Origin of the sequence: Nocardia vermiculata NBRC 100427 (assembly GCF_001613265.1) — a bacterium.
Classification (GTDB): domain Bacteria; phylum Actinomycetota; class Actinomycetes; order Mycobacteriales; family Mycobacteriaceae; genus Nocardia; species Nocardia vermiculata.
The window spans coordinates 12194-38899 of sequence record NZ_BDCA01000023.1 but is presented as its reverse complement, the minus strand read 5'-3'; the positions used below and the strand labels follow the sequence as shown (position 1 = coordinate 38899).

The following is a 26706-nucleotide window of genomic DNA, read 5'->3' as shown; positions in this document are numbered from 1 at the left end:
AGGGTTGGAGTGGAAGTCTGTAGCTCCCGGAACTAGAAAGGCTGCCCGGTGATCAGAGCGAACGCACCCGCGATGAAGAACAGCGGAATGAACAGCGCGGTAGCTACCGGGTCGCCGTTGAGATACCCCTGCCGAATCCCTTCGAGCGCACCCGCAGAACCTGAATCCATGATCAACTCCCCTGTGAGTGTGTGAAACCTGCCTGGTCAGCGTACCGTGAGCAGGACCTGGTGGAGTGCCGCCGCCGATCGCGGCCTAGTAGTGATACTGAGCCTGTGCGATCAGGATGCTGTTTCCGGGGACCGCATAGACCAGGCGGTGTTCGTCGTTGATTCGGCGTGACCAGTATCCGGACTTGTCGCCCTTCAGCGGCTCGGGCTTGCCGAGCCCGTCGAACGGGTTGCGATCGATGTCGTTGATAAGACGGGTGATTCGCAGCGCGATCTTCCGATCGGTAGCGATCCAATGTTCGAAATCCTCGAAGGCGGCTTTGGCGAAGGTGATCTTCACCCGAGTTCTTTCGTGAGCCCTTCCAAGTCCACCTCGACGGACTCGCCTGCCTCGAGCTGTGCGATTCCTCGAGTGAGACGTGCGGCGTTGGCTGGGGAGCGCATCAGATACAGCGTCTCGCGAAGAGAGTTGTATTCGTCTTCGGAGATCAGTACAGCGTTGCCCTTGCGGCTGGTGATGTGGACGGCGATGGCATCGTCGTTGACCTGCTCGATGAGTGGATACAAGCTGGCACGAGCCTCACTGGCAGACATGCTGGTCATCGGCAATCTCCTTTCCGGCTAAGAGGTGAGCATCTGTCACCGATAACGAACGACATCACTGCCCGTGGCCGCGAATTGGCCGACCGATTCTAGAGCGACGACTTCGGCTGTGTCGGAAGTGCTGATCACTCCGACGGACTCGATGGTCCGGCGCGCACAGTAATCGATGGGCGCTCGCTACTACACCAGGTCAAGAAGCCCGTTGGCTACTGCGAAGGGGTACCCCTCGAATTCACGTTCGCTGTAGCAGTAGTTCTGCAATGAGGATTTCGACGCGCCTGCGGATTTCGTCGCGAATGGGTCGGACACTCTCGACGCCTTTGCCTGCGGGGTCGTCGAGTTTCCAGTCGCGGTAGTCGACGCCGGGGAAGTAGGGGCAGGTGTCGCCGCATCCCATCGTGATGACGACGTCGCTGGTCTGGACGGTATCGGGGGTAAGAATCTTCGGAGTCTGGGCGGTGATATCGATACCGACCTCGGCCATGGCCTCAACTGCGGCGGGGTTGATCCGGTCGCCGGGTTCGGTTCCGGCGGAGCGGACCTCGATGCGGTTGCCGGTGAGGTGGGCGAGGAACCCTTGGGCCATTTGGGAGCGTCCGGCGTTGTGGACGCACACGAACAGGACCGACGGTGTTGCGGTCATCGAGTTACCTCCGTTGAAGTGCCGGTTGTGGTGTGGGGGAAACGGTTGCGTAGTGCGAGGGAGACGTAGACGAGGCCGACGAGGACGGGGACTTCGATGAGTGGTCCGACGACTCCGGCCAGCGCTTGCCCGGAGGTGGCGCCGTAGGTGGCGATCGCGACGGCGATGGCGAGTTCGAAGTTGTTGCCTGCGGCGGTGAACGCCAGAGTGGTGGTGCGCTGGTAGCCGAGGCCGGCCATGCGTCCGTAGAGGTAGCCGCCGCCCCACATGATTGCGAAATAGGCGAGCAGGGGGATCGCTATTCTGACGACATCCCAGGGTTGGGAGGTGATCCGGTCGCCTTGCAGGGCGAACAGGATGACGATCGTGAACAGCAACCCGTACAGGGCACAGGGGCCGATCCGGGGGATCAGCTTCGACTCGTACCACTCCCGGCCCCGGAATTTCTCACCGAGACGGCGGGTGAGGAATCCGGCGACGAGGGGGATGCCGAGGAAGATCAGTACCGATTTCGCGATCTGCCACGGCGAGGTATCGATGGTGGTCTGTTCCAGGCCGAGCCATCCGGGCAGGACCGAGAGATAGAACCAGCCGAGCACGGCGAACATGACGACCTGGAAGATCGAGTTCAAGGCGACCAGGACGGCGGCGGCTTCGCGGTCGCCGCAGGCGAGGTCGTTCCAGATGATCACCATGGCAATGCATCTAGCCAATCCGACGATGATCAGCCCGGTCCGGTACTCGGGCAGATCCGGCAGCAACAGCCACGCGAGGGCGAACATCAGCGCGGGCCCGACCACCCAGTTCAGGACCAGGGAACCGACGAGTAGTCGGCGGTCGCCGGTGACTGTGTCGAGGCGGTCGTAGCGGACCTTGGCCAGTACCGGGTACATCATGACCAGCAGCCCAATCGCGATCGGCAGACTGATCCCGTCGACCTCGACCGCGGACAGGCTGTCACCGAGGCCGGGGATCAGGCGTCCGAGCAGTAGACCGGCGGCCATGGCGACACCGATCCAGACCGGCAGGAACCGGTCCAGTGTCGATAGTTTGCCGACCACCGCAGGGGGATCGGTGTGTTGCGTCGTTGTCACGAGACCACCTCCAATCCGGCTTGGCGGCCGAGCACGAGTGACAGTTGTTGCAGAGCCTCCGGGACGACGCGGTAGTAGACCCAGGACGCGCGGCGCTCGCTGGTCACCAGGCCGGCCTCGCGCAGCACCTTGAGGTGGTGAGAAATGGTCGGTTGGGTGACATCGAGTCCGTCGGAGACGTCACATACGCAGGCTTCGCCGCCGGCGCGGGCGGCGATGGCCGACAGCACGCGCAACCTGACGGGGTCGGCGAGGGCTTTGAACATCACCGCCAAGTCGGTGGCTTCCGCGCCGGTCAGTGCACGCCCCACTGTCGGGGTGGGGTCGCAGCCGACCGGCACGGTCACCGGCACCTGTGGTTTAGACATGCATCGATATTGATTGATGTCGATACCGTGGGGCAAGCGAATAACCGGTGAACTCACTCACCCCGTCACTTAGAGGCGGCGGGCCAGCCAGTTCGCGTCGCGGCCCACCCCGCGCAGCGAGTTCGATGCCGGGGTGCGCTGCCACTCCAAACCCAGATAGCCGAGTCCGGGCAGCGTAGTGGACACACCCCGCCGATGACGCGGCAGGCCGGAGTCGGTGAGCGCGTGCAGGCCGGTGAGGTAGGGCAGGTGCGGACGGTAGCCGGTCGCGGCGATGATCGCGTCCACGCGAGTGCGGGTGCCGTCGGGCCACACCGCACTGTCGCCGTCCAGCCGGGTGAACATGAGTGCGGTCTCGGGACGACCGGCGGCGATCGCGGCGCGGTAGCGGCCGGTGTCGAGGACCGGCTGCGTCGGCGGTGTGTTCAGGTAGGCGCCGATCGGGAGTCGGTCGAACCCGGACGCCTGGAACCAGAAGTGCACGTCGCGCCCGCCCGGGCGTTGGGCGAGGAACCTCACCGGTGCTCGTGTAGCCAGGGTGACGTAGGCGGTCGTGGCGAGTTCGGTGGCGATCTGGACCGCGGAATTGCCCGCCCCGACTACGATCACGTGCTGGTCGGCGAACTCGCCGGGTGACCGGTAGTCGCCGGCGTGTAGCAGTTTCCCCGAGAATCCGTCGGCGCCCGGCAGCGGCGGAAGGTGTGGGTTGTCGAACGAACCGGTGGTTGCGACCAGTCGTGGCGCGGTGAAGGTCTCACCGGTGGCGGTGTGCGCGGTGAACGCTTCCCCGTCATGGGTGACGGTATCCACACGCCGCCCGCACAGCACGTCGGCGTCCAGGCGGGTGGCGTAGCGGCGCAGGTAGTCGACGACTTCGTCGCGGTGCGGGTACCGGTCCGGGTCGCCGCCGAAGCTGATGCCGGGCAGTCCGCTGTAGCGAGCGGGGGAAAACAGGGTGAGACTGTCGTAGTAGCGCGGCCACGACCCCACTGCCTCGTGGCCGGCTTCGAGCACAGCGACCGTGTGTCCGCGCCGCGTCAGGTGATGGGCGGCGGCGAGCCCGGATTGGCCGCCACCGATGACGAGTGCGTCGTATCGAGTTGTCACAACAGTTCTTTCGATGTCGATGATGCTGCGCGGCCGCGCCGACGACAACGGCCGCGCCCGGGACGAATGTCAGCAGCAGGACGAGCCCGCCGCGGCCGCTTTGTCCTTCGTCTCGGGTGTGCAGCACGCCGCAGACTCGTCGGTCAGAGGTAGGGAGGTCGTGCTGCCGGTGCCGCAGCAGGCTTGCACGGCTTCGGCGTCATCAGTGGCGAATTCGGGTGCGGTGCCGAAGTTCTCGGTATCGGCGAGAACGGTGTAGACCTCCCACTTCTCGGCGTTGGGGCCGGTGACCCACACCTTGTCCTGGGTGGCGAAACAACAGGTGGTGGCGATCTGCTCCTCGGTGAACAGGCCCGCATCCGACAGGCGCGCGATCTCGCCGTGAACCTGCTCGGAGGACTCGACCTCGACGCCGAGGTGGTTGATCGTCCCGCCCTGTCCGGTGTTCTCGAGCAGGACCAGCTTCAACGGCGGGTCGTCGATCGCGAAGTTGGCGTATCCGGGCTTGCGTTTGGCGGGCTCGGTGTTGAACAGCGTCGAGTAGAAGGTGATCGCCTGGTCGAGGTCGTCGACGTTGAGGGCGAGTTGCACGCGGGACATGAAAACCTCCATGGTGAGATATATGTCGAAAAGGCTGATCGAGTTCGAGTGTGCCACCTTTTCGACATATGTCAATCCAATGCGTATCATGGGATTCATGCCCAAAGCGCTGCCCGTGATCGATATGTCTGCACCCGTGTGCTGCGCGCCGGTAGCCGCTGGCCCGGTGGACGACACCGCCGCCCTCGAAGTCGCTTTGCGTCTCAAAGCCCTCGCCGACCCGGTCCGGGTGAAACTGATGTCACTGCTGCTGGCCGACCCTGACATCGGCGCGAACGGCGGCGACCTGGCTGCTGCTGTCGAGCTCTCCGAATCGACTGTCAGCCATCATCTTTCGCAACTCCGTAAGGCGGGCCTGGTGGACTCCGAACGCATCGGAATGAACGTCGTGCACCACGCCAAGCGCGAGGCGCTCGCCGCGTTGTGCGTAGTCCTGGACCCGAACTGCTGCCGGTGAGAGGAATAACCTGCGCTGCAAGGTATTACGCCTGACCCGGTGATGCCGCCGCGTGGCAGGGTACGGAACCCTGCCGACCCGGGAGTCAGTCGGGAGCGGTTGGTCGGGACCAGCGCAATCCGTCGAAGCGTGCGAAGTCGGTGTCGAACGAGACGACTTCCGCACCGCGTTCGATCGCCAGTGCTGCGATATGGGTGTCGGTAACCAGATTCCCGGCCGTGCCCGTTTTCTCGAGCAGGTCTGCCAGGATGTCGAGGTGGCCGGCGCCGGGCTCGACTACGACCGTTGCATCGGCCGACAACCACGTCTTGATGTCGGCGAGCGCCTCGGTTGCCGTCAACGGTTCGGGAAAGATTCTCGGGTTGGTGCTGATGCGGAGGTAGCCGGTCATTACGGACCAGCAGAACCCGACCGGCTCTATACCGTTGAGCGCGTCCTCCAGCCAGGTGTGGGCGAGGTGATGATGTGGCGCGTTGGCGTTGACGGCATACAGCAGAACGTTGAGATCTACTACCTTCACTTGCGGAGCTCGAGTTTGTGGGCCACCTCGATGTCATCGAGCGAGGACGCCAGCTGTGCGGCCTTGTCGAGGTCGACTGCCGGCTTGCCCATCGACCGAGTCCGCACCGTAACGCGTTCATGTGTAGGTCGTGGCGCGAGTGAGGATCGCAGAACATCGTTGAGCGCCCGTTTGAAGGACACGCCTTTATCCCGCATGTACTGCGCCAACAGTGCTGCCGTGTCCTGCTCCAGGGTGACTGTCGTGCGCATGTATGCATCATAGCATCATTCTTCTTGATGTATGAGCATCAAATATTACGGCCATCGGCAACTAGGGCGCGCGACCTGCGCGCTCACTCGGTAGGGTGCCCGTCCCCGTCGGCTCCGGGGGCCGCATATCGGTAGTAGTGGTGCTCCACGAACCCCATTTCCCGGTACAGCGCCAGCGCAGCGTCGTTGCCGGTTTCGACCTGCACGTAGGCGTGCGTCGCGCCCCGGTTGTGGCCCCAGCGGATCAGTTCCGCGCACACCAGCGTCGCCAGCCCGTGGCGGCGGTGGGGTGCGGCGACCGATACCGAGGTCAGGCCGATCCAGCGGCGGCCGTCGGGGGCGGTGGTCACAGCGCCGCGGCCGATCGCCAGCGGTGTCGGCACACCCAGTGCGGCGAAACCGAGTTCACCCTCGTGTACTGCGCTCAGTTCGGCAAGGTCCGGTTCCGGAGCGGGGACGTCGAGCGCATCCTCGCCGCGATAGCGGTGCAGTTCCGACCAGGCCGGGTGCGGTTGTTCGTCGATGCGGACCATCGAAGGACCTCGCGGCAGGACGAAGGTGGTGATGTCCATGCCCAGGACGAGGGTCTCGCCCCAGGTCTGCCAACCGGGTGGCACGGGGGCCAAGCGGTCGGGGAGGCGCAGGCGCAGGGGGAGCCCGCGTTCGGTGTACCACTCGCTCACCTGCTGCAGCGTCGGCACGGAGAGGTCTGCGCTGCGTCCGGAATCTCCCAGTGGCACGGCCGAATTGGCGCGCAAGGTGTAGTCGTTGCCGGCGCTGCAGAGCCAGCCGTCGAACCAGGCGCGGTCGGTGCCGGGCCAGCCGTCGATGGCGGCCGCTTCCAGGGCGCGGATCTCGCCGATCCGGATGGGGCGGGGCCCCAGGGCTTTCAACGCCACCACGCGGTCCGTGCCGACGGTGACGGTGTCGCCGTCCACGGTGCGGACCCGCATCGGATCGTAGGAGACGAGTTCGCCGATCACATCGGTGAATTGCTGCGGTTGCCCTTCCGGAAGGCGGTACCGCAGGACGACCCGCCGGCCGAGCGGGATTCCCGGACGCTCAGTCGTCATGTCCGAATGGATCCGGCACCTCGCCTGGCACCCAGCTCAGGCCCGGTACGCCCCAGCCGTTGCGCTTGATGGCCTTCTTGGCGCCGCGGGCGTTGCGGCCGAGCAGCACGTCGACGTAGAGGAAGCCGTCGAGGTGGCCGACCTCGTGCTGCAGCATGCGGGCGAAGAAGCCTTCGCCCTCGATGGTGACCGGCTCGCCGTGTTCATCGGTGCCGGTGACTCGCGCCCATTCCGCACGGCCGGTGGGGAACTGCTCACCGGGAACCGAGAGGCAGCCTTCCTCGTCGTCGTCGGGGTGCGGCATGGTCTCCGGGATCTCGGAGGTCTCCAGGACCGGGTTGATCACCGCGCCGCGCCGCCGCTGCACCGATCCGTCGGATGCCACGTCGGGGCAGTCGTAGATGAACAGACGCAGCGATTCGCCCACCTGATTGGCCGCCAGGCCCACGCCGTTGGCCGCGTCGAGCGTTTCGTACATGTCCGCGATCAACGGGGCGAGTTCGGTCGGCGACTGCGACACCTGCCGGGTGGGGGTGTGCAGAACCGGGTCGCCGACGATGCGGATCGGGAGAATCGCCATGGTCGGACACTTTACGCGGCGGTTCGGGTGCGGACCGACACGCCGTAGGACGCCTCGGTGAACGTCGGTGCCGCGTGGTTGAATGACCTCGACTGTCGTCCGGTTTTCGATTCGGCGAGGGAGCGATATGGACAGCGCAGCGGCCCAGCATCTATCCGCAAGCGAGGACAGCTCCGCGAGCGAGGCGAACGCGGCAGCGGTCGAGGGAACCGAGCAGGCCGGGGGCCTGTCCCGGCGCGAACTCGACATTCTCGATTTCGAACGTAAATGGTGGAAGTACGCGGGTGCCAAGGAAGAAGCCATCCGGGAACTGTTCTCGATGTCCGCCACCCGCTACTACCAGGTATTGAATGCCGTCGTCGACAAGCCCGAAGCCCTGGCCGCCGATCCGATGCTGGTGAAGCGGCTGCGACGGTTGCGGGCGAGCCGGCAGAAATCGCGGGCGGCGCGTCGGCTGGGCTTCCAGGTCTGATGCGCGCACCCGCCCAACCGTGCGACTAGGGTCGAAACCGTGAGCAACCCGAATCCGCCCTCCGGTGGACCGCCGCTGCGAGCACTCGCGATGGTGTTGATTGCGCTGGCCATCGTCTTCGCGGGCCTCGGCGCGATGTCGCTGTCGAATTCGAGTCCGGAGTCCGCCGCGCAGACCTCGTCCGATACCGAAACCTCGGAAACTTCGGAAGCCCCCGCGCCTACGAGCGAGGTGGCGCCCACGACGGCCGAACCGGCTGCGCCGACGACCACGCTCACCACCACCACGCCGGGCGCGGCCGATACATCGGTGCCGGTCCGGGTGCTCAACAACAGCACGGTTTCCGGCCTGGCCTCGCGCACCGGTTCCCAGCTCACCAGCGCTGGGTTCGATGTCGCCGAAACCGGCAATTACCCCGGCGGTGTGATCGCGAAAACAACTGTCTACTACGGCGACTCACCGAACGAACGGGAGACCGCTGAAGCGGTGGCGAAGGAACTGGGTGTCTCGGCCGAACCACGATTCCCGGGAATTGCCGACTCGGCGCCGGGCGTGGTCGTTATCGTCACCGGAAACTAGAACCGCATGCGAGCCCGGCCCGGACGGTGCGCAACGACTCTGGCATCATCTTGTGCGATAAGGAATCTGTTCAACCAGCTCTACTCGTAAACTCGGTACTCGTAAAGGAGTTCTCCGATGGCCCCCTCCGCAACTCGTCGCCCCTCCTGGCGGACTGTTACTCCGATGCTGGCGATCGCGGCGTTCGGCCTGGTCGCATGCAGCAACAGCCAGGAATCGAGCGAAGTCAAGGGGACCACCCCGCCGGTATGGACGGGTTCGGCCGCGCCCGCGGAGTCCTCGGGCAGCGCCGAGGAGGCTCCCGCCGGTAACTCGATTCCGGTGCAGCTGAAGGATCCCTCCGGTGCGCAGGTCGGCACCGCCACCATCTCCGAGTCCGGTGAGAAGGTCCAGATCACCGTCGACGCGCACGGCTTGAAGCCCGGTTTCCACGGGTTGCACGTGCACGAGTTCGGCAAGTGCGAGGCCGACTCCACCGCCCCGTCCGGTGGCGAGCGCGGCAACTTCCTGTCCGCCGGCGGTCATCTGCAGGTCGGCGACAAGAACACCCACCCGGCCAGCGGTGATCTGACCTCGCTGGAGGTCGGTCAGGACGGCACCGCGAAGCTGGTGACCACCACCGATTCGGTCACCCTGGATCAGCTGAAGGGTAAGGCCCTGATGATCCACGGCGGTTCCGACAACTTCGGCAACATTCCGGACCGTTACTCGGCCGAGGGTAAGCCGGGCCCGGACGCCAAGACCCTGTCCACCGGTGACGCGGGCGATCGAGTCGCCTGCGGTGTGATCGGCTAAGAGCACCCGTCATGGGTGGGGCCGCCGGCCGTGCGACCGTTCCATGGAACGGCTCACCCCGCCCGACACTGGGCGTCGAATGGGAGCTCGCCCTCGTCGACAAGCAGACCCGTAACCTGTCGAATACCGCGGCGGCGGTCTTCGACACGCTCGGGGACGACTTGCGCTCCCCGGACGGCACACCTCATGTCACCAAGGAACTGCTGAAGAACACGGTCGAGATCGTCAGCGGTGTGCACGAGACGGCCGGCGAGGTCGTCGACGAGTTGCATACCGCGATGGGGACGGTCCGTGCGGCCGCCGACCGGGTCGGCGTGGACCTGTTCTGCGCCGGTACCCACCCGTTCGCGCAATGGTCCACCCAGCAGCTGACCCGGTCCGAACATTACGACGAACTGATCAGCCGCACCCAGTGGTGGGGTCGGCAGATGCTGATCTGGGGCGTGCATGTGCACGTGGGTGTTTCGCACCCAGAGAAGGTCTTTCCGATTCTCAACACGTTGCTGCTGTCGTATCCGCATCTGCTGGCCGTGTCGGCGTCGTCACCGATGTGGGCCGGAATCGACACCGGGTACGCCAGTAATCGGGCGCTGATGTTCCAGCAGTTGCCCACTGCGGGATTGCCCTTCCAGTTCGACAACTGGTCGCAATTCGAATCCTTCGTCCACGATCAACGCAAAACCGGGGTATTCGAACAGCTCGGTGGGATGCATTGGGATATTCGGCCGGCACCGCGCTGGGGGACGATCGAGGTGCGGGTCTGCGACGGGATCCCCAGTAGCTTCGAACTTTCCGCGATCGTCGCGCTGATCCACTGCCTGATCGTCGATCTGGATCGGCGCGTGGAGGCGGGGGAGACCATGCCCACGCTGCCGCCCTGGCATGTGCAGGAGAACAAGTGGCGGGCGGCGCGCTACGGGCTGGACGCCATCATCATCACCGATGCCGACAGCAACGAACGGCTGGTCACCGACGATCTGCTGGATCTGCTGGATCGGCTGGGGCCGACGGCGAAGCAGCTGCGTTGCGAGACCGAACTCGCGCGGATTCCGGTCATTCTGGAGCGCGGCGCGTCCTACCAGCGGCAGCGACGGGTGGCCGCGGGTGCGCAGGGGGATCTGGTCGCCGTGGTCGATGCGCTGGTGCGGGAACTGAACAGCTGAGCGGTGTGGTCAGCCCGGTGTGATCGCGGTTCCGGCGAGTAGTCCGGCGGCGATGAGTTCGGTGAGATGTGTGCGGCTGGTGGGGAATTCGCCGCGAATCCAGGCTGCCACCAGTTCGAGTGTGCCGCTGACCACCGTGTAGGCCGCCATATCGAGATCCAGTGGGGACACCGTGGGGTCGGGTGGGCGCAACTCGCGGGTGACGGCGGCCATCGCGGCCGCGATATCGCGCTGGGTGCTGAGCCGGGCACGCTGCAGCGGTTCGGCGGAGTGTGAGGCGAGCAGCAGGGCCTGGCGGCGCGGATCGGCGGCGATAAAGCCGAGCGCGGCGTCGGCGGCGGCGCGGACCTGCTCGCGTAGTTCCGGACCCGCGGCGAGCGTCGCCGTGAGCACTGCGGCGATGCCGTCCCTCGCTGGCCGCTGCGACCGGTGCGATCGATGCCGCACCACTACCGGATTTCCTGCCGTCCGCCGCCGGACCGGCCTGGAAGCTGAGTGCGCCGCTGATCCGCCGGGTGATCATCGTGCTGGGATGCGGCATCATGCACCCCGAGGTGCGTGCGCTCATGCCCTACGAATGGTCCACCCGCCACGACCTCGAATACCGTGCGCTCACCACGGCGTTGCGCCTGGCCTACCGTGGGTTGCCGCCCGCGCTGACCGATACCGCGCTGACCCGCAATCGCCGCCGCTACCGCAAGCTCGTCACGAAATACCGTGGGATGGGGCTGACCTCGTTCCTGCCCGACCTGACGCCGTCCCGGCGCTGATTCGGCTCGGCAGCGCTTTCGCGGCCGGCTATTCGTGGCCGACCGGGAACATGCGCGCCACCTGCTCGTCGGCCAGGAAGTCCGAGAGCAGCGTATTCACCAGGCCCGGCTTCTCCATCGGCAGCACATGGGAGGTTCCGGGGACGACGGCGAGCTGCGCATCGGGGATGGTGCGCGACAGCAGTGCGCTGTGCTCGACCCGCACCCAGTCGCCGTCGCCCTGCATGATCAGGGTGGGTGCGGTGATGGCGGCGATATCGGACAGCGGAATCTCCGGCTCGTCCCGCCACATTCGCATCACCTTCTCGTAGACGACCGGGAAGTGGTCCGGGCCGTCCGGCGACAGCGGGGCATGGAGCTGCTGGAACATGGACAGCGTCTCGGGGTCGGCGGCGCTCTCATCCAGCTCCGCGCGTGAGGACGGCCACTCCCCGTCCCGGGACAGATACTGTCCGATGATCACCAGTTTGTGCACCAGGTCGGGCCGTGTGATCGCCACCAGTGCCGCGACCACACCCCCATCGCTCCAGCCGATCAGGCTCGCCTTCGGCACCGACATCGCTTCCAGCCAGGCCACCGTGTCCGCCGCCATCGCCGCATAGCTGATGGGGCCGGGGACATCCGCGGTGCGGCCGTGACCACGCCGTTCCGGGGTGTACACGCGATAGTGCCGGGACAGCGCCTCCACCTGGGCGCCCCAGGTGTCGACCGTGGCCAGCCCGCCGTGCAACAACACCACCGGCTCCCCGTCCCCGTGCGCCTCGTAATAGGTTCGGAGGCCGCCGGCTTCGATGTATTCACCCATCTGTGCAGTCTGCGCCTCCGGGCGTCGCGGCTCGCGCCGGGGCTCCCGCTGTGGGCGGCGCTGTCCTGCACTCGCACAACGTTTTCCGGCCGTCACGGTGTCGCACCGAGTCGGTGTGGACCGTCAAGGATGCAGACCCGAGACGAGCAGATGCACCAGCCGGCGTGCGTCGTAGTGTTCGTCGTCCTCCGCGCCGACGCACAGATTGCCGATGCCGCGCAGCAATTCGTACGGTTCGAGCTCGACCTCGACCTCCCCGGCCGCGCGGGCCGCATCCAGCAGTTGCGCGCAGACCGGCAGCAGCCGATCGATGAAGTAGGCATGCAGATTCGCGAAACCCGCATCGTCGGATTGCAGTGCCGCGGCCAAGCCGTGCTTGGTGACCAGGAAATCGACAAACAGGTCGACCCACCGGCTCAACGCGGTGTGGGGTGAGGCGTGGTCGGCGAGCAGCACCGGCCCCGCCTCCGCGCATGCCTCGACCTGATGTCGATAGACCGCGACGATCAGATCCGCGCGGGTCGGAAAGTGGCGGTAGATGGTGCCCACACCCACACCGGCGCGCTGCGCGATGGTGCGTACCGGCACCTCGACGCCTGAGGCGACGAAGGCCGCCGCCGCCGCATCCAGCAGTGTCTGTTCGTTGCGCCGCGCGTCGGCCCGCTTCTTCGGCGGGGACGTCTCCGGTTCGCGTGTGGCCACCGCGCACCGACCTCCTCTTGAAAAGCGGAACAATGTTCCGTATGTTGATATCGGAACAAGGTTCCGCTTCTTGTCCAGCATCCCAGATCATCCGATCGAAAACCACCTCACGGAGGAATTCATGCAGTACCGCACCTTGGGCCGCACCGGAGTGCAAGTCAGCTCGCTGACACTCGGCGCGATGAATTTCGGCGCGCTCGGACAGCTCACGCAGGCCGACGCCACCGCCCTGGTCGACGCCGCCCTCGAAGGCGGCATCAACGTGATCGACACCGCCGACCACTACAGCAACGGTGAGTCGGAGGAGCAGCTCGGCAAGGCCATCGCCGGGCGGCGCGACGACATCGTGCTGGCCACGAAGGCCCATCTGCCGATGGGTGAGGAGCGCAATCATCAGGGCAGCTCCCGGCGCTGGCTGATGACCGCGGTGGAAGACAGCCTGCGGCGACTGGATGTGGACCATATCGACCTGTACCAGATCCACCGCTGGGACCCGCGCACCAGTGACGAGGAAACCTTGTCGGCGCTCACCGATCTGCAGCGCGCCGGAAAGATCCGCTACTTCGGCTCCTCCACCTTCCCGGCCTACCGCATCGTGCAGGCCCAGTGGGCGGCCCGCGCGAACCACCTCGGACGCTATGTCACCGAGCAGCCCGGGTACTCGATTCTGCAGCGCGGCATCGAAACTCATGTTCTTCCGGTCACCCAGGAGTACGGCATGGGTGTGCTGGTGTGGAGTCCGCTCGACTCGGGCTGGCTGACCGGTGCGGTACGCGAGAATCGAGCGATCACGACCAACCGCGCCACGGTGCTGCCGGAGCGGTTCGATCCGGCCGTCCCGGCCAACCAGGCCAAAATGGCTGCGGTCGAAAAGCTGGCGGCACTGGCCGAAGCGTCCGGCCTGACCATGATCCAGCTGGCCCTCGGCTTCGTCACCGCACATCCGGGCGTCACCAGCGCGATCATCGGCCCCCGCACACTCGGCCATCTGCGCACCCAACTCGATGCCGCCGACACCGTGCTCTCGGCCGACATCCTCGACGCCATCGACGAGATCGTCGCTCCCGGAACAGACCTCGCACCACACGAGAAGTTCGACACCACGCCGTCCCTCCTCGAGCCCGCCCTGCGGCGGCGCTGAAAGGAATCCGCCATGAATGCTGCCGTCCGGCCCAGCTTCGGAATCATGACCGCCCAGATGCACGTCGACTACGCGGACATCCTGCGCGTCTGGGAAGAAGCCGACACCGTCGCGGAAATCGAACACGCCTGGCTGTTCGACCATTTCCTACCGATCGCCGGCGACCCGGCGGGCCCGATACTCGAGGGGTGGACGCTGCTGTCGGCGCTGGCCGCCCGCACCCAGCGCCTACGTCTCGGTGTCCTGGTCACCAGTAACCGCTTCCGTCCACCCGCCGTGCTGGCAAAGATCGCGACCACGGTCGACATCGTCTCCGGTGGCCGACTCGACTTCGGGATCGGTGCCGGGTCGCGCCCCGGACATCCGGTAGCCCGGCGTGAATACGAGCAACTCGGCCTGCCGTTCCACGACGCCGGCGTCGCGGTGGACAGTCTGGCCGAAGCGCTCACAGTGATCCGCCGGAGCTGGACCGAGAGCGAGCCGTTCGATTTCCACGGCCGGCACCACCGGCTCGAAGGGGCTTTCGCCGAACCCAAACCGGTACAGCGGCCGCATCCGCCGATCCTGATGGGTGGACGATCCGATGCCGTGCTGCGACTGGTGGCCGAACACGCCGACCTGTGGAATATCCCCAGCGGCGACGCCGAGGACGTGCGGGCACGTGGGGCCGTACTCGAGCGGCACTGTGCCGAGATCGGCCGGGACCCCGCCACGATCGCTCGCTCGATCAATGTGGAGGTCTCCTACGACGCTCCGGAGCACACCCGGGCGCAGATCCGGGCGGCTCTCGATGCGGGCATCGGCCACATCGTCCTGATCCTGCCCGCGCCCTACCCGGCAGGCGTGGCGAACTGGGTTGCCCGCGAACTGATTGCCCCCTCGGTGCGCGGTAGCTGACAGCCGCGTCCACCGAGGCCGGCTGGGCCGCCGGCTACTGCGCCGTCCGCTGATACTCACGCCAAGCCCGCTGCGTCGGGGTGAGTTTCGGTCGCGGCGCCCGGTGGCGGAAGAAGTCGGCCGCGAGCACGATGGGCACGATGAACGCCTGGAAGAAGATCAGGTAGGAACCCCCGTCGAAGAAAAACGCCAGGTAGCAGGCGTAGCAGAGGTAGACGGTGCCGAGGACGGTATTGATCGAACGTGTCGCGCTGCCACGCCCGTGTCGCACCGAAGCCATCGCGAGCATGGCGATTCCGCTGACCGCCAGCAACCCTACGTACCAGTTGAACATGGGCTGACTGTGTCAGCGCCGCATTGGCATTCACTTACGAACGGTTGAAGACGATCACACCCCCGGTGTGACGCAGGTCATGCTCGGCGCCGATTGTTTCGCCGCCGGGAAGGCCACGTTCAGCGCCTGTTTACGATAATCGCGTGTTGCTCGATGATCCGCGTTCCGACTCCGGTGACGCTCGGAGATGGTTCCGGAAATCGGGACAGGTGTGGGCTTGGGGGCTACTCGCCGGCGTGCCGGTCTTGCTGATCGGCCTGCAGATCGTGGCCTCCCGCAACGGCTTCGAGGGGCCGTTGCACAGTCTCTGGCAGGATTTCGCGGGCACGCCGAAATCGGTGTCGGTGCCGTGGGCCGGGCTGGCCTTGGCACTGGTGGGGTTGTCGTGGCGATGGCGGGCGATCACCGTCGCCGCGGCAGTGCTGATCGATGCCGGGATCGCCGTGCTGCGGGTACTCGCCGGCGGCCCCCTGACCAGTGGAAACGGTGCGGTGTTCGCGCTGGTCGGGGTGGCTGTCGTGGCCGGTCTGCGGTGGGAAGGTGTGCAACGCCGCACCGCCTTACGCGCGGCGGCGCTCGGGGCACTGCTGATCCTGGCCATCAAGGTCGGTGACGTGTGGTTGCACATCACCGTGATGGCGGGGCCGGCGGTGCGCGACCCCTGGGTGATGCTCGCCGATCACGCCTTCGGACAACCGTCGTGGGTGATGGGACGGGTTCTCGACGCCCTCGGTCCGGTGGTCTACGACATCCTGCACTGGGTCTACATCGAACTGCCGGTGGCGGCGATCGCCGTGGCCGCGTGGCAATTGCGCAAGGTCGCCGGGACCGGGATGTGGCCGGGGCACTACCTGGTGCGCACATTCCTGCTGCTGGGGCTCGTCGGGCCCGTGGTGTACGTGATGTTCCCGGTCGTCGGTCCGATGTTCGCCTACGGCAGCGCCGGCCACGGTTTCCAGCTCGGCGACTTCTGGCCGCACACGTTGCCGCCACTCGACCCGGCGCCCCGGCCACTGCCGTTCGACAACGGCACCCCGCGCAACTGCATGCCGTCCATGCACACCGCCTGGGCCACCGCGATCTTCCTGCACACCCGCCGCGACATCGACGGGGCGCGGGCACCCCGCGCGATGCGCTGGCTCGGTGTGTTCTGGCTGGCCGCAACCCTGACGGCGACCCTGGGCTTCGGCTACCACTACGGCGCCGATCTGCTGGCCGGCGCGGTGCTGGCATTGACCGTCGAATCGCTGCTGCGCGCCCCCGAACGCGGCTGGGATCGGACGCGCTACGCGCTGGTCGGCGCCGGCACCGCGCTCCTGGCCGGGCTGCTGCTGGCATATCGGTATCTGGCGGTGCAGATGGCGCACCATCCGCTGCCGGCCGGGATCATCGCGCTCGGCCTGTGTGCCGGATTCGCCTGGGCCTTCTATCGCACCTGGTTCGGTCCGACCGCCGCCACCGTACCGGCAACCGTCGGATAGCAGATTCGGCTCAGTCCTCGTCGTCCAGCTCTTCGTCGCGTACCTCGTTGACCGCCAGCAGCCCGTCCCGGTGACGCTGTTCGCGGTACGCCGTGCGACCGACCAGATGCGCGATCGCCGGCGCGGTGACCAGGGTGAACAGACCCACCAGGACGAGCATCCAGACGTTCGGATGTCCGCGCAGCTGGATAGCGGCGCCGAAAAGAACCAGGATAAGGCCGGTGACCTGCGGTTTCGTTGCCGCGTGCATGCGTGAGAGCGTGTCGGGGAACCGCACGATGGCAATCGCCGCGGTAACCGACAGCAGGGTGCCGAGCAGCATGGTGACAGCCGACAACCAGGTCAGCGCGGTATCGATGAGGCCGCTCATCGGTCGTCCCGGACCCGGAACCGGGTGACCGCGGCCGAACCGAGGAACCCGACCAGGGCGAGCGCCACGATCCCCGGCACCACCGTGGTGTCGTCACTGTAGACCGCCCAGACGGCCAAACCCGCCGCACTGATGCTGACCAGCGAATCCAGGCCGACCACCCGATCGAGCGTGCCGGGCCCCGCCAGCGTCCGATACACGGTCAGGAAGGCGGCAGCCGCGAGCAGCACCCCGGCCACGATACAAACAACAATCACGATGCCTCCTGTGCTCGGCGGGACACCCGTACCCGGTCGGCGTCGTGAGCCGCTGCGCGATTATGGCTCACGATGCCTCCTGGAATGTGCGGGACACCCGCGCCCGGTCGGCACCGTGAGCCGCTGCGCGATTGTCGCTCACGATGCCTCCTGGAGCCGGGGCTCGAAGGAGCGGATCAGCAGTCCCTCGATGCGGCGGGTGATGTAGTAGAACTGCTCGACCGCTTCCTCGCTACCCACGTCGAGGACGTGCACCCACGCCTCGCCCGAGGCACGGTCCAGCTCGAGCACCATCGTGCCCGGGATCAAATTGAGGACGTCGGCGCACAGCACCAGCACCAGATCCGATTCGATCGCCAACCGCACCCGCAGCACACCCGAGATCGGGGCGCCGCTGCGCCGCACCGAGAACCAGGCGATCTGCAGACTGGACTCGATCGCGTAATACGCGGAGACGAGAATCAGCTCGAGCAGCGGCAACAGATGCAGCCCACCACGCACCGGAACGCGTGGCAGCGGCAGCAGCGCCATGATCAGCGCGCCGATTACCAGCCCGGCCAGCAGATTCGCGATGCTGATATTGCCCCACAGCGCGGTGTAGACGATCGCCAGCCAGATCAGCACACCGATGCGGACCAGTCGTGCGCGTGTCATCGCGTACCTCCCGACTGCCACGAATCCTGCGGTCCCAGCACGGTCTCCAGATAGCGGTGCGGATCGTGCAGATCCTCCGCCGCACGCTGGGAGATACCGAGAACCGGCCCGGCGAACACGGTCAGCGCCAACCCGACCGCGATCAACGCCACCGTCGGCCACACCATCAACCGTGGCATGCGCCCGGGATCGTCGCGGTCGTCGAAGAGCACATCGGTGGATTCGTCGATCAGCGCCGAGGGCGCCGCATCGGCGAGCGTGCCCTCCGGGGCCTGTACGCGCGGGCGCCAGAACGCCTTACTCCACACGCGCGCCATCACGTACAGGGTCAACAGGCTGGTCACCACGGAGCCGGCGATCAATATCCACGACAGCGCGCTGCCGTCGTCGACACCGGCCTGCACCAGCCGGACCTTGCCGAGGAAACCCGACAGCGGCGGGATGCCACCGAGGTTCAACGCCGGGATGCCGAACAGCAGCGCCAACGCCGGGCTCGCCGCCAGCAGACCACCCAGCCGGCTCAGCGAGGCCGAGCCGGCCTGGCGTTCGATCAAGCCCACCACCAGGAACAACGTGGTCTGCACCAGAATATGGTGCACGACGTAGTACACCGTGCCGGTGGTCCCGCCGACGGAATTCAGCCCGACCCCGAACATCAGATAGCCGATATGGCTGACCAGGGTGAACGACAGCAGACGTTTGATATCGCTCTGCGCGATCGCGCCCAGGATGCCGATCACCATGGTGAGCAGCCCGCACACCATCAGGATCCCGTCGAAGGTGCCCGGCGGCAGCAGCAGCGCGTGCACCCGGATGATCGCGTACACACCGACCTTGGTCAGCAAACCCGCGAACACCGCGGTGACCGGTGCGGGCGCGGTCGGATACGAATCCGGGAGCCAGTTCGACAGCGGGAACGCGGCCGCTTTGATACCGAACGCCACCAGCAGCACCGCGCAGATCGCGCTGCGCACACCCAGCGGTACCTCGGCGATCCGCACCGACATGTGGGCCAGGTTCAAGGTGCCCGTCGCCGCGTACACCAGGGCCAGACCGGTGAGGAAGACCAGCGAGGCCACCATCGAGACCATCACGTACGAGACGCCGGCGCGGACCCGGTCGGCGCTGGCACCGAGAGTCAGCAGCACGAAGGACGCGGCCAGCAGCACCTCGAACCCGACGAACAGATTGAACAGATCACCGGCGAGGAAGGCGATCGCGACTCCGGCGCTCAGGATCAGATAGGTCGGCTGGAAGATCGAGGTCGGCTGGCGTTCGGCACCGTCGCTGATGCCCTGCCCGACCGCGAAGATCAGCACGCCGAGCAGCACGATCGCCGACACCAGCAGCATGCCCGCCGACAGGCGGTCGACCACGAGGGTGATGCCGATGGGTGTATCCCAGCCGCCGACCTGCACCGCGCCCATGCCGTCGCGGTCGGCCAGGTAGAGCAGGACGCCGGAAATCGCGACGACGGCGGTCAACGCGGCAATCGAGATCGCCTGCTGGACGCGTGCCTTACGGCCCACGATCAGCGTCGCGGCCGCGGTGAGGATCGGGATCAGGATGGGCAGGGGGGTCAGAACGGGCAGCAGACCCGGAGACAAACTCACTGTTCGGGATCCTCGCCTTCACGCTTGGCCGCGACCTTCACGTCCTCGGGGTCGTCCTCGACTCGTTCGGTGGTGGTCAATGCGAAGGCCCGGTAGGCGAGCGCGAGCACGAATGCGGCCAGCCCCATCGTGATGACGATCGCGGTCAGGATCATCGCCTGGGCCAGCGGGTCGGCCGAATCCGTATGCCTGCGGTCGGACTCCCCGAGAATCGGAGGTCGTCCGTCCGGTCCGCTGAGGGTCAGGATCAGCAGATTTACGGCATTGCCGAACAGGATCAGTCCCAGCAGCATCTTCGACACGGCGCGTTCGAGTACCAGGTAGACCCCGCAGGCGACCATGATCCCGATCAGGGCCAGCATGGTGATATTCGCGCTCATCGCATCCCTCCGTCCGCCCGGGTCGTGTTGTTCCCGGCGGCCCCTGTGCCTTTATCGGTGCCGGTCGCGTCGCGCGATGCCGGGGTAGCCGCGATGCCGGACGCCGGGGTTTCGGTGCTGCGCGGGCTGCGCGGTACCGTCGCGATGCCGGACGCCGGGGTGGCGGTCCCGAGCATTTCGGTATCCAGCCGGGCTCCCAGACTGCGCAGCACGTCCAGCACCAGGCCGACCACGATCAGGTACACCCCCAGGTCGAACAGTGTCGCGGTGACGAATTTGATGTGCCCCAGCACCGGCAGTGTGATCTCGAAGATCGCCGAGGACAGCGGCGGCGCACCCAGCAGCAGCGAACCGGTGGCGGTGCCCGCCGACAACACCAACCCGGCACCCAGTACATGTCCGGCGTCGACCGGCAATGCTTCGGCGAGTTCGTAGCGTCCGCCCGCGAGATAGCGCAGGACCAGCGCCAATCCCGCGGTGAGCCCGCCCGCGAATCCGCCACCGGGTGCGTTGTGCCCGGAGAAGAAGAAGTACGCCGACAGCACCATGATCGTCGGAAACAGCATGCGGGTGGTCATCGCCATCACCATCGACCGCTCCCGGGCCGGCACCAGCGGACTGGCCCGTAGCCAGTAGGTCCGCTGCGGATCGGGGGAGTAACCCGGAGCATCCGAGACACGGGGCAAGGTGCCGAAGCGGCGACTGCGGTACATCAGTGAGGCGACGCCGGTGGCGGCGACGACCAGCACCGAAATCTCACCCATGGTGTCCCAGGCGCGGATGTCGACCAGCAGCACGTTCACCGCGTTCTTACCGCCGCCGCCCGAGTAGGCGGCGTCCTGGATGCGGTGCCAGATCGGTTCGCTGGTGCGGGCAGCGGTGGCGAAGGCGGCCACCAGTACCACCGCGGCACCGACCGCCGTGGCGATGATCGCGCGGCGCACCTTCAGTGCGGCGGCGCGATCGGGCTCGATCTCGGCCGAGAACTTCCGCAATACCAGGACGAAGATCACCAGGGTGAGGGTCTCGACCAGGAACTGGGTCAGGGCCAGATCGGGTGCGCCGTGCAGGGCGAAGAAGACACCGCAGCCGTAGCCGGTGCCGCCGACCAGCAGCACGCTGGCGAGACGGTTGCGCATGACCGTGGCGCCCAGCGCCATCGCCGCCACCGGCAACGCGACCACCAGCTGAAACGCGGAATCCCACGGGCGCACGGTGAGGTGTGAGCGTGCGCCGAGGAACAGCATCACCGTCGGCAGCACCACCACCGTGACCAGGATCAAGCCCTGGTTCAACGGCAGCGAACCACGCTGCGTGGCACCGGTCATCCGCAACGACAGCTGATCCATACCGCGCAGGGTGGCGTCGTAGACGCGGTCGGCGTTGCCCAACCGTGGGTTCACCGAGGTGCCGATCCGGTCGCGGATCTCGAACAGCACCAGACCACAGGCGATCGCGACCAGCGACAGCACCAGCGGTGTGCCCCAGCCGTGCCACAACGCCAGATGAGCCTCCAAGGCGCCGGGAAGCGTGTGCGCATAGGGGGCGAGCAGCCGATCCATCCAGGGTGCGGCCAGGCCGGCCACCAGTCCGGCGACCGCGAGCACCGCCGGTGGTGCGAGGAACAGAGCCGTGGGCCGGTGCCAGTGCGGTTCCGGCTCGGGCACGCCCTCGGTGGCCCGTTTGGTGCCGAAAGCCCCCCAGATCAGCCGGGCGCTGTATCCGACGGTGAGCATCGATCCGGCGACGACGCCGATGCCGACCGCGATCCGCACAGCGGGGCTGAGATTCGGCGCATCGAGGATCGCGGCGAACGCGCTCTCCTTACCGACGAAGCCGAAGAACGGTGGGATGGCCGCCATACTCAGCGCGGCGAGGATCGCGGTGACGCACAACACCGGTGCCCGTCGGCCGATGCCGGACAGCCGCCGCAGATCGCGGACGCCGGCACTGTGATCGATGATGCCGACCACCATGAACAGGCAGCCTTTGAACAGGGCATGTGCCACCAGCATCGCCATGCCGGCGAGCCCGGCCTCCGGGGTGCCGAGCCCGACCAGCACGAGCATGAAGCCCAGCTGGCTCACGGTGCCGAAGGCCAGTACCAGCTTCAGGTCGTAGACCTGCATCGAGCGGATGCCGGCCAGCACCATCGACAACAGACCGAGGATGAGCACGGTCGGATGCCATACCGGCGATTCGGACAGGCCTGGGGCGAATCTGGCGACCAGGTAGATACCGGCTTTGACCATGGCCGCCGCATGTAGATAGGCACTCACGGGAGTGGGCGCGATCATGGCGCCGGGCAACCAGAAGTGCAGCGGGACGATGGCGGATTTGCTCAGCGCGCCGATCAGGATCAGAACCGCGGCGATACTCGTCGACCAGTCGTGCGGGTCGGCGCGGGCCACCACATCCGAGAGCAGATAACTGCCGTACATCTCGCCGAGCATGATGAGCCCGACCAGCATCGCGAGCCCGCCCGCGGTGGTGACCAGCAGTGCCTGCAGTGCGGCGCGGCGTCCTTTGCTCTGTTCGGCATGGTGGCCGACCAGCAGGAACGACAAGACGGTGGTGATCTCCCAGAAGGTGAACATCACCAGCATGTTGTCGCTGACCACGAGGCCGAACATCGCGCCGGCGAAGGCCACCAGGTAGCCGGCGAAAATGCCCAGTCGCGGGCGGTCGTCGTCGTCGAAATATTCGGCGCAATAGGCCAGTACCAGCGCCCCGACGCCCAGGACCAGCACCGATACGATGCTCGCCAGGCTGTCCAGCCGCAGGTCGAGGGTCATGTGCAGTTCGGGGGCCCAGGCGAGTCGCACATGGGCCTCGCTGTTCCAGTTGGCGATGACCCAGATCAGCCCCGCGAGCGGGGCTGCAGCGATCGGATAGAACCCACGACTGCCCATGACACGGACAGCAGCGGGTGCGAGCAGAGCAGCTAGAGCATGGGCGATCAGGATGGCGAGCAAACGTCACTCCGTCGGTCGGCGGCGGGGTGGTGGCGGTTCGAGTTTACTTGTCTCCTGGCTGCGACCATTGGCCCCATGCAGGGTACGGACGTTTTCAAGAGGTAATGGCTATATATCGGTTACCGGAGGAGGGGGCTCCTCGCGCCGATCGGAGGCCCACCGGCCGCTGCGGGCCGCCGTCGGGTTGGACGGTGGTCGCAACCGCTGCAGCACCCATAACGCGACCGCGCACCCGGCGGCGATTCCGGTGGCCGCCCAGTACGGTGCCGCGGAGTCGACCACGCCCGCCGGCGACAGCGACCACTGGCCCGGATCGGGCACGAACTCCTCCCGGCCCAGATGCTCACGCAGGCTCGTCACCACCGACGGGACGAAGATGATCGAGACCCCGAGCACTCGCGCCGGGTTGTATCGGGGGGCGGCACTGCCGAAGCAGTAACCGGCGACCAGGGCCAGTACGGCAGTCACCGCCACTGTGGCGAGACCGCTGCCGAACGGGGCAGCGACCACGGTCGTGAGGGCGACCGCGATCAGCACCACCGCGGCGACGGCCGGGGCCGGCCGTCGGAAACCGGCGATCAGCCCGAGCGCGATCAACGCCAGCAGCGGCACCACCGACCACAGCGGCAACCGGGCCGGAACCAGGGCGCCGCCCACGGCCGACAAGGCGACGGCGAGCAGGATCAGCACGCCGTCCCGGCGGGGCAGCAACACCGCGGCGACCACTGCCGCGGCCACGGTCAGTGCCGAGGCCATGACGATATGACCCACACTGCCGGCGTGGTCGCCCAGCCAGTGTGAGGCGAACAGCACGGTGGTCACATAGGCCAGCCCCGAGAAGATCGGTGCCACCGGAAGTTCGACCGAACGCCGCTCCACGGTGTCACGGGAGCGGTTGACGACGGTGCCCGCGATCAGGAATCCCAGGGTGATCACGATCAGCCACAGCGGTGGCAGCAAGGTGCGTGACCAGCCCGGGGCGCTCGGGACGCCGTTGCGCACTTCGCCCGCCGCGGTCGAACCCAACTGCCCGAAGACGATCGCGGCCAAAGCACCGAACGTCCAGCCGAACACCTGGAGCCGTCCCCGCAGTACGGCCACCGCGATACCGCCCAGCAGGGCTCCGCCCGCCAGCGAATCCAGATAATTGAGTGTCGACGGTGCGATGCCGTGTTCATCGGACAGGACCGGCAGATGGGTGGCGAACATGACGACCGTCCCGCACAGCGCCGCGCCCCAGGCCGCTGCCACGTGATCGACGGTGGTGACGAACACCGCGATGATCAGGGCCACCAGTGCGCCGATGGCGGTGGCACGCGGCTGGCTGGAGGTGAGCATATCCAGTTGCAGCACCGAGATCGGCGAGTTCCAGCGGAAGCCGCTGGGCAGCATCAACGACAGCCCCGCGACCAGGGTGGCGAGAGCCGCCGTGATCATCTCCAGAACCGCGTGGTGCGAGCGCACCAGCCGAAAATACCGGGGAATCGGACGGAATCCGGGCAGACTTGCCCAGCTCCGGCCCCGGGCCCAGTCCCAGCCCCGGCTCGTGGCCGCGCGCCGGGACGGTGCCGGTTCAGGTTGCCGAGCGCCGGTCGGCATACTGCCGTAGCGATTCCACCTGTGCGGCATCGAGCGATGGTCGCACCCCCTCGCGGGCCGCGACGAGGTCGGCCGGGCCGATATCGGCGGCATCCACATCGCGCCGCATCGCCGCCATCGCGGCCTCGCGTAACAGCGCCGCACAATCGGCCGCGGAGTAGCCGTCGAGCTCGGCCGCCACTGTGACGAGATCGACATCGTCACGCAGGGGTACGGAACGGCTTGCGGTACGCAGAATCTCGGCGCGCGCCTCCACATCCGGGGGCGGGACGAACACCAGACGTTCCAGCCGGCCCGGGCGCAGCAGGGCCGGGTCGATGAGTTCGGGCCGGTTCGTCGCGCCGACGACCACCACATCGCGCAGTGGTTCCACCCCGTCGAGTTCGGTGAGCAACGCCGCGACCACCCGGTCGCCGACCCCCGAGTCGCTGCTCTGCCCGCGCCGGGGTGCCAGTGCGTCGATCTCGTCGAGGAATATCAGTGAGGGTGCGGAATCCCGGGCGCGCTGGAACAGTTCACGAACCGAACGCTCCGAGGAGCCGACCCACTTGTCCATCAGTTCGGCGCCCTTGACCGCGTGCACGCTGAGCTGCCCGCTCCCGGCGAGAGCTCGCACCAGGAAGGTTTTGCCGCAGCCGGGCGGACCGTAGAGCAGCACCCCGCGCGGCGGATCGATACCCAGCCGTGCGAAGGAATCCGGATGCCGCAGCGGCCACAGCACCGCCTCGGTGAGTGCCTGTTTGGTTTCGGTCATATCGCCGACGTCGTCGAGGCTCAGACTGCCGATGGCGAGTTCCTCGGTGCCCGAACGGGACAGCGGCCGGATCACCTCGAGTGCCCCGGACAGATCGGCGTGGGTGAGGACCGGATCGGTGTGGTCGTGACTGGCGCGCGAGGCGGCTCGCAGTGCCGCTTCCCGGCACAGGGCAGCCAGGTCGGAAACCACGAAACCGGGTGTGTGGGCGGCGATATCGTCGAGATCGAGGTCCTCGGTGGGTACCTTGCGCAGCAACTGCTGCAGCAGTTCACCCCGGACTGTCGCGGTGGGCAGGGTCAGTGCGACCTCGCGGTCGCACAGATCCGGTGCGCGCAAACGGCTGTCGGCTGCGGTGGGGTGAGAAGTGGTGGCCAGGAACGCTACTCCGGCACTGGCCACCGCGGCTCGCAACTGATCGAGGATCAGGGTGGCCACCGGCTCCGGTTCGGCCGGCAGCAATGCGTCGATATCGGTGATCAGCAACACGCCGCCTGCGCCGGAACATATTTCCGACACCGCGAGGCCGACCTCGCGGAGCCGGGTGCCGCTCTCGGAGGCGCCCACCGTGGGGCCGTCCAGTTCGACGATGCGCCGCGGGGCCGATACCGCACGGGCCAGCGTCGCCTTGCCGACACCCGCGGGCCCCGTGATCAGGACGCCCAGATGAGGTGGGGCACCGAGAGTGCGCAACAGTTCCGGTTCGTCGAGCGCCAGACTCAGCCACTCCGACAACTTCGCCGCCGGAGCACGCACGCCCGCCAGATCGGCCACTGCTACGGCCGACGGGCGTTCGAGTACCCGCATCCTCGTGCCCGGATTTTCCGGCTCCAGCGGGCCGCGCGGATCGTGCGACGCGGCGGCCGGTGGTGCGGCGGCGCCCCACACCACCGCACTGTTGGGCTGCACGCTCACCGGTCCGGTGGCGGGTTCGGTGCCGGTCACGGTCAGTAGCTCCGTGGTCCAGGCGATCGCGAACGTGCGGGACAGCGCCTGCGTCGCGGCGACGGTACTGGTGCCGGGGCCGAGATCGCGAGGCAGCAGTGACACGGTGTCGCCGACGGTGACCACCTTGCCCAACAATGCTTGACGCAGTGTCGATTCCGCGATCGCGCTCATCGCGCCCGCCGAACCGGTGACCGAAATATGCTTCGCCCCGTAGACCGTCACCGGTGCGACGATCACCGTGCCGTTCTCGCGGATTCCGGCATTGGACAGCGTCACATCGTCGAGCAGTGCGACGCCCGCGGGAGTATCGGCGGGGGCACGTCCGACGACGGCGGCGGTACGCCGCGAGCCGAGCACTGCGATCCCGTCCCACTCCCGCAGGCCGAGTGCGGCCAGCGCCTCGGAATGCAAGCGCACCACCCCCCGGCGTGCATCGGCGGCCGAGCGATTGAGTCGTGCGGTCAGTGACAGTTCACCCACGCCTGTCATTGTGCCTGGGCCGAGGTCGCGCCGCTGATCATGATCGCCGACGACCGGGTGACGCGGCGCTC

The 26706-nt window shown here is 67.0% G+C and carries 33 protein-coding genes; 9 read left to right on the top strand and 24 right to left on the bottom strand.

Translation table 11 applies throughout. The features are described from left to right. Positions 1-32 precede the first annotated feature (32 nt). The 8 genes from NV2_RS31755 to NV2_RS22585 all read right to left on the bottom strand — a co-directional run bounded on the left by NV2_RS31755 (position 33) and on the right by NV2_RS22585 (position 4585). Positions 33-170, bottom strand: a complete 138-nt coding sequence (locus tag NV2_RS31755) for a hypothetical protein (protein ID WP_168436153.1) — start codon at positions 168-170, stop codon at positions 33-35. Positions 171-255: 85 nt separating this feature from the next. Next, entirely contained in the window at positions 256-510 is a 255-nt protein-coding gene (locus NV2_RS22615; protein WP_067877999.1) for a Txe/YoeB family addiction module toxin, read from the bottom strand. Then, the gene (locus NV2_RS22610; RefSeq protein WP_067877996.1) at positions 507-773 is read right to left on the bottom strand and encodes a type II toxin-antitoxin system Phd/YefM family antitoxin; all 267 of its coding nucleotides are present in this window, start codon (positions 771-773) and stop codon (positions 507-509) included. The genes NV2_RS22615 and NV2_RS22610 overlap by 4 nt, the downstream gene beginning before the upstream one ends. A 232-nt stretch (positions 774-1005) precedes the next feature. Continuing rightward, complete coding sequence (locus tag NV2_RS22605) at positions 1006-1416, bottom strand: arsenate reductase ArsC (protein WP_067877993.1); 411 nt, start codon at positions 1414-1416, stop codon at positions 1006-1008. After that, positions 1413-2510, bottom strand: a complete 1098-nt coding sequence (gene arsB / locus NV2_RS22600; protein WP_067877989.1) for an ACR3 family arsenite efflux transporter — start codon at positions 2508-2510, stop codon at positions 1413-1415. Before arsB ends, NV2_RS22605 begins: the two co-directional genes overlap by 4 nt. Continuing rightward, positions 2507-2878 carry an ArsR/SmtB family transcription factor gene (locus NV2_RS22595; protein WP_067877986.1) on the bottom strand — a complete coding sequence of 124 codons (372 nt, stop codon included), beginning with the start codon at positions 2876-2878 and terminating at the stop codon, positions 2507-2509. The genes arsB and NV2_RS22595 overlap by 4 nt, the downstream gene beginning before the upstream one ends. 69 nt (positions 2879-2947) lie before the next feature. Further along, positions 2948-3985 carry a flavin-containing monooxygenase gene (locus NV2_RS22590; RefSeq protein ID WP_067877984.1) on the bottom strand — a complete coding sequence of 346 codons (1038 nt, stop codon included), beginning with the start codon at positions 3983-3985 and terminating at the stop codon, positions 2948-2950. A gap of 69 nt (positions 3986-4054) precedes the next feature. After that, complete coding sequence (locus NV2_RS22585) at positions 4055-4585, bottom strand: ArsI/CadI family heavy metal resistance metalloenzyme (protein ID WP_067878145.1); 531 nt, start codon at positions 4583-4585, stop codon at positions 4055-4057. A 97-nt stretch (positions 4586-4682) separates the two neighbouring features. On the opposite strand from NV2_RS22585, the gene NV2_RS22580 reads away from it, so the two are divergent. After that, positions 4683-5042 (top strand): Rv2640c family ArsR-like transcriptional regulator, encoded by a 360-nt coding sequence (locus tag NV2_RS22580; protein ID WP_067878142.1) that lies wholly within the window; start codon positions 4683-4685, stop codon positions 5040-5042. A gap of 85 nt (positions 5043-5127) precedes the next feature. On the opposite strand, the gene NV2_RS22575 is transcribed toward NV2_RS22580, so the two are convergent. From NV2_RS22575 to NV2_RS22565, 4 genes are all read right to left on the bottom strand, one after another. Then, positions 5128-5562, bottom strand: coding sequence for a type II toxin-antitoxin system VapC family toxin (locus NV2_RS22575; protein ID WP_067877982.1), 435 nt, complete (start codon positions 5560-5562; stop codon positions 5128-5130). Then, positions 5559-5813: a hypothetical protein gene (locus NV2_RS31015; protein ID WP_084475294.1), complete on the bottom strand. Its 255-nt coding sequence runs from the start codon at positions 5811-5813 to the stop codon at positions 5559-5561. The genes NV2_RS22575 and NV2_RS31015 overlap by 4 nt, the downstream gene beginning before the upstream one ends. 83 nt (positions 5814-5896) lie before the next feature. Further along, complete coding sequence (locus tag NV2_RS22570; protein WP_067877979.1) at positions 5897-6886, bottom strand: N-acetylglutamate synthase, CG3035 family; 990 nt, start codon at positions 6884-6886, stop codon at positions 5897-5899. After that, entirely contained in the window at positions 6876-7466 is a 591-nt protein-coding gene (locus NV2_RS22565) for a peptide deformylase (RefSeq protein WP_067877976.1), read from the bottom strand. Before NV2_RS22565 ends, NV2_RS22570 begins: the two co-directional genes overlap by 11 nt. A gap of 127 nt (positions 7467-7593) precedes the next feature. Here NV2_RS22565 and napA point away from each other — a divergent pair, with 127 nt between their 5' ends. From napA to NV2_RS22545, 4 genes are all read left to right on the top strand, one after another. Continuing rightward, entirely contained in the window at positions 7594-7938 is a 345-nt protein-coding gene (gene napA, locus NV2_RS22560; RefSeq protein ID WP_067877973.1) for a nucleoid-associated protein NapA, read from the top strand. 39 nt (positions 7939-7977) lie between these two features. Then, positions 7978-8517 (top strand): LytR C-terminal domain-containing protein, encoded by a 540-nt coding sequence (locus tag NV2_RS22555; RefSeq protein ID WP_067877970.1) that lies wholly within the window; start codon positions 7978-7980, stop codon positions 8515-8517. 117 nt (positions 8518-8634) lie between these two features. Then, entirely contained in the window at positions 8635-9312 is a 678-nt protein-coding gene (sodC, locus tag NV2_RS22550) for a superoxide dismutase[Cu-Zn] (RefSeq protein WP_067877967.1), read from the top strand. 11 nt (positions 9313-9323) lie between these two features. Then, positions 9324-10475: a glutamate--cysteine ligase gene (locus NV2_RS22545; RefSeq protein WP_067877963.1), complete on the top strand. Its 1152-nt coding sequence runs from the start codon at positions 9324-9326 to the stop codon at positions 10473-10475. Positions 10476-10484: 9 nt separating this feature from the next. Here the strand turns inward: NV2_RS22545 and NV2_RS22540 are convergent, their stop codons facing one another. Next, the gene (locus NV2_RS22540) at positions 10485-10868 is read right to left on the bottom strand and encodes a hypothetical protein (RefSeq protein WP_067877960.1); all 384 of its coding nucleotides are present in this window, start codon (positions 10866-10868) and stop codon (positions 10485-10487) included. A 122-nt stretch (positions 10869-10990) separates the two neighbouring features. Here NV2_RS22540 and NV2_RS22535 point away from each other — a divergent pair, with 122 nt between their 5' ends. Then, positions 10991-11245, top strand: coding sequence for a hypothetical protein (locus NV2_RS22535; RefSeq protein ID WP_067877957.1), 255 nt, complete (start codon positions 10991-10993; stop codon positions 11243-11245). A 28-nt stretch (positions 11246-11273) separates the two neighbouring features. On the opposite strand, the gene NV2_RS22530 is transcribed toward NV2_RS22535, so the two are convergent. Then, positions 11274-12050, bottom strand: coding sequence for an alpha/beta fold hydrolase (locus NV2_RS22530; protein WP_067877953.1), 777 nt, complete (start codon positions 12048-12050; stop codon positions 11274-11276). Positions 12051-12173: 123 nt separating this feature from the next. Further along, entirely contained in the window at positions 12174-12752 is a 579-nt protein-coding gene (locus NV2_RS22525; RefSeq protein WP_067877950.1) for a TetR/AcrR family transcriptional regulator, read from the bottom strand. A 121-nt stretch (positions 12753-12873) separates the two neighbouring features. Between NV2_RS22525 and NV2_RS22520 the strand changes: the two genes are divergently transcribed. After that, positions 12874-13893: an aldo/keto reductase gene (locus NV2_RS22520; RefSeq protein WP_067878139.1), complete on the top strand. Its 1020-nt coding sequence runs from the start codon at positions 12874-12876 to the stop codon at positions 13891-13893. 12 nt (positions 13894-13905) lie between these two features. Next, the gene (locus NV2_RS22515) at positions 13906-14790 is read left to right on the top strand and encodes an LLM class flavin-dependent oxidoreductase (RefSeq protein WP_067877948.1); all 885 of its coding nucleotides are present in this window, start codon (positions 13906-13908) and stop codon (positions 14788-14790) included. A 34-nt stretch (positions 14791-14824) separates the two neighbouring features. Here NV2_RS22515 and NV2_RS22510 read toward each other — a convergent pair whose 3' ends face one another. After that, positions 14825-15124: a hypothetical protein gene (locus tag NV2_RS22510; RefSeq protein WP_067877945.1), complete on the bottom strand. Its 300-nt coding sequence runs from the start codon at positions 15122-15124 to the stop codon at positions 14825-14827. A gap of 209 nt (positions 15125-15333) precedes the next feature. On the opposite strand from NV2_RS22510, the gene NV2_RS22505 reads away from it, so the two are divergent. Further along, positions 15334-16605 (top strand): phosphatase PAP2 family protein, encoded by a 1272-nt coding sequence (locus NV2_RS22505; protein WP_084475306.1) that lies wholly within the window; start codon positions 15334-15336, stop codon positions 16603-16605. A 10-nt stretch (positions 16606-16615) separates the two neighbouring features. On the opposite strand, the gene mnhG is transcribed toward NV2_RS22505, so the two are convergent. From mnhG to NV2_RS22465, 8 genes are all read right to left on the bottom strand, one after another. After that, complete coding sequence (mnhG, locus tag NV2_RS22500) at positions 16616-16975, bottom strand: monovalent cation/H(+) antiporter subunit G (protein ID WP_174550623.1); 360 nt, start codon at positions 16973-16975, stop codon at positions 16616-16618. Further along, entirely contained in the window at positions 16972-17232 is a 261-nt protein-coding gene (locus NV2_RS22495; protein ID WP_067877939.1) for a monovalent cation/H+ antiporter complex subunit F, read from the bottom strand. The genes mnhG and NV2_RS22495 overlap by 4 nt, the downstream gene beginning before the upstream one ends. 138 nt (positions 17233-17370) lie before the next feature. After that, complete coding sequence (locus tag NV2_RS22490; RefSeq protein WP_067877937.1) at positions 17371-17886, bottom strand: Na+/H+ antiporter subunit E; 516 nt, start codon at positions 17884-17886, stop codon at positions 17371-17373. Then, the gene (locus NV2_RS22485; RefSeq protein ID WP_067877934.1) at positions 17883-19499 is read right to left on the bottom strand and encodes a Na+/H+ antiporter subunit D; all 1617 of its coding nucleotides are present in this window, start codon (positions 19497-19499) and stop codon (positions 17883-17885) included. The genes NV2_RS22490 and NV2_RS22485 overlap by 4 nt, the downstream gene beginning before the upstream one ends. After that, positions 19496-19879 carry a Na(+)/H(+) antiporter subunit C gene (locus NV2_RS22480; RefSeq protein WP_067877931.1) on the bottom strand — a complete coding sequence of 128 codons (384 nt, stop codon included), beginning with the start codon at positions 19877-19879 and terminating at the stop codon, positions 19496-19498. The genes NV2_RS22485 and NV2_RS22480 overlap by 4 nt, the downstream gene beginning before the upstream one ends. Then, a complete protein-coding gene (locus NV2_RS22475; protein ID WP_084475290.1) occupies positions 19876-22854 on the bottom strand; it encodes a Na+/H+ antiporter subunit A in 2979 nt (992 codons plus the stop codon). Before NV2_RS22475 ends, NV2_RS22480 begins: the two co-directional genes overlap by 4 nt. Positions 22855-22962: 108 nt before the next feature. Then, positions 22963-24318, bottom strand: coding sequence for a hypothetical protein (locus NV2_RS22470; RefSeq protein ID WP_067877927.1), 1356 nt, complete (start codon positions 24316-24318; stop codon positions 22963-22965). 109 nt (positions 24319-24427) lie between these two features. Beyond that, positions 24428-26635 carry an AAA family ATPase gene (locus tag NV2_RS22465; RefSeq protein ID WP_245662740.1) on the bottom strand — a complete coding sequence of 736 codons (2208 nt, stop codon included), beginning with the start codon at positions 26633-26635 and terminating at the stop codon, positions 24428-24430. Positions 26636-26706: the final 71 nt, after the last annotated feature.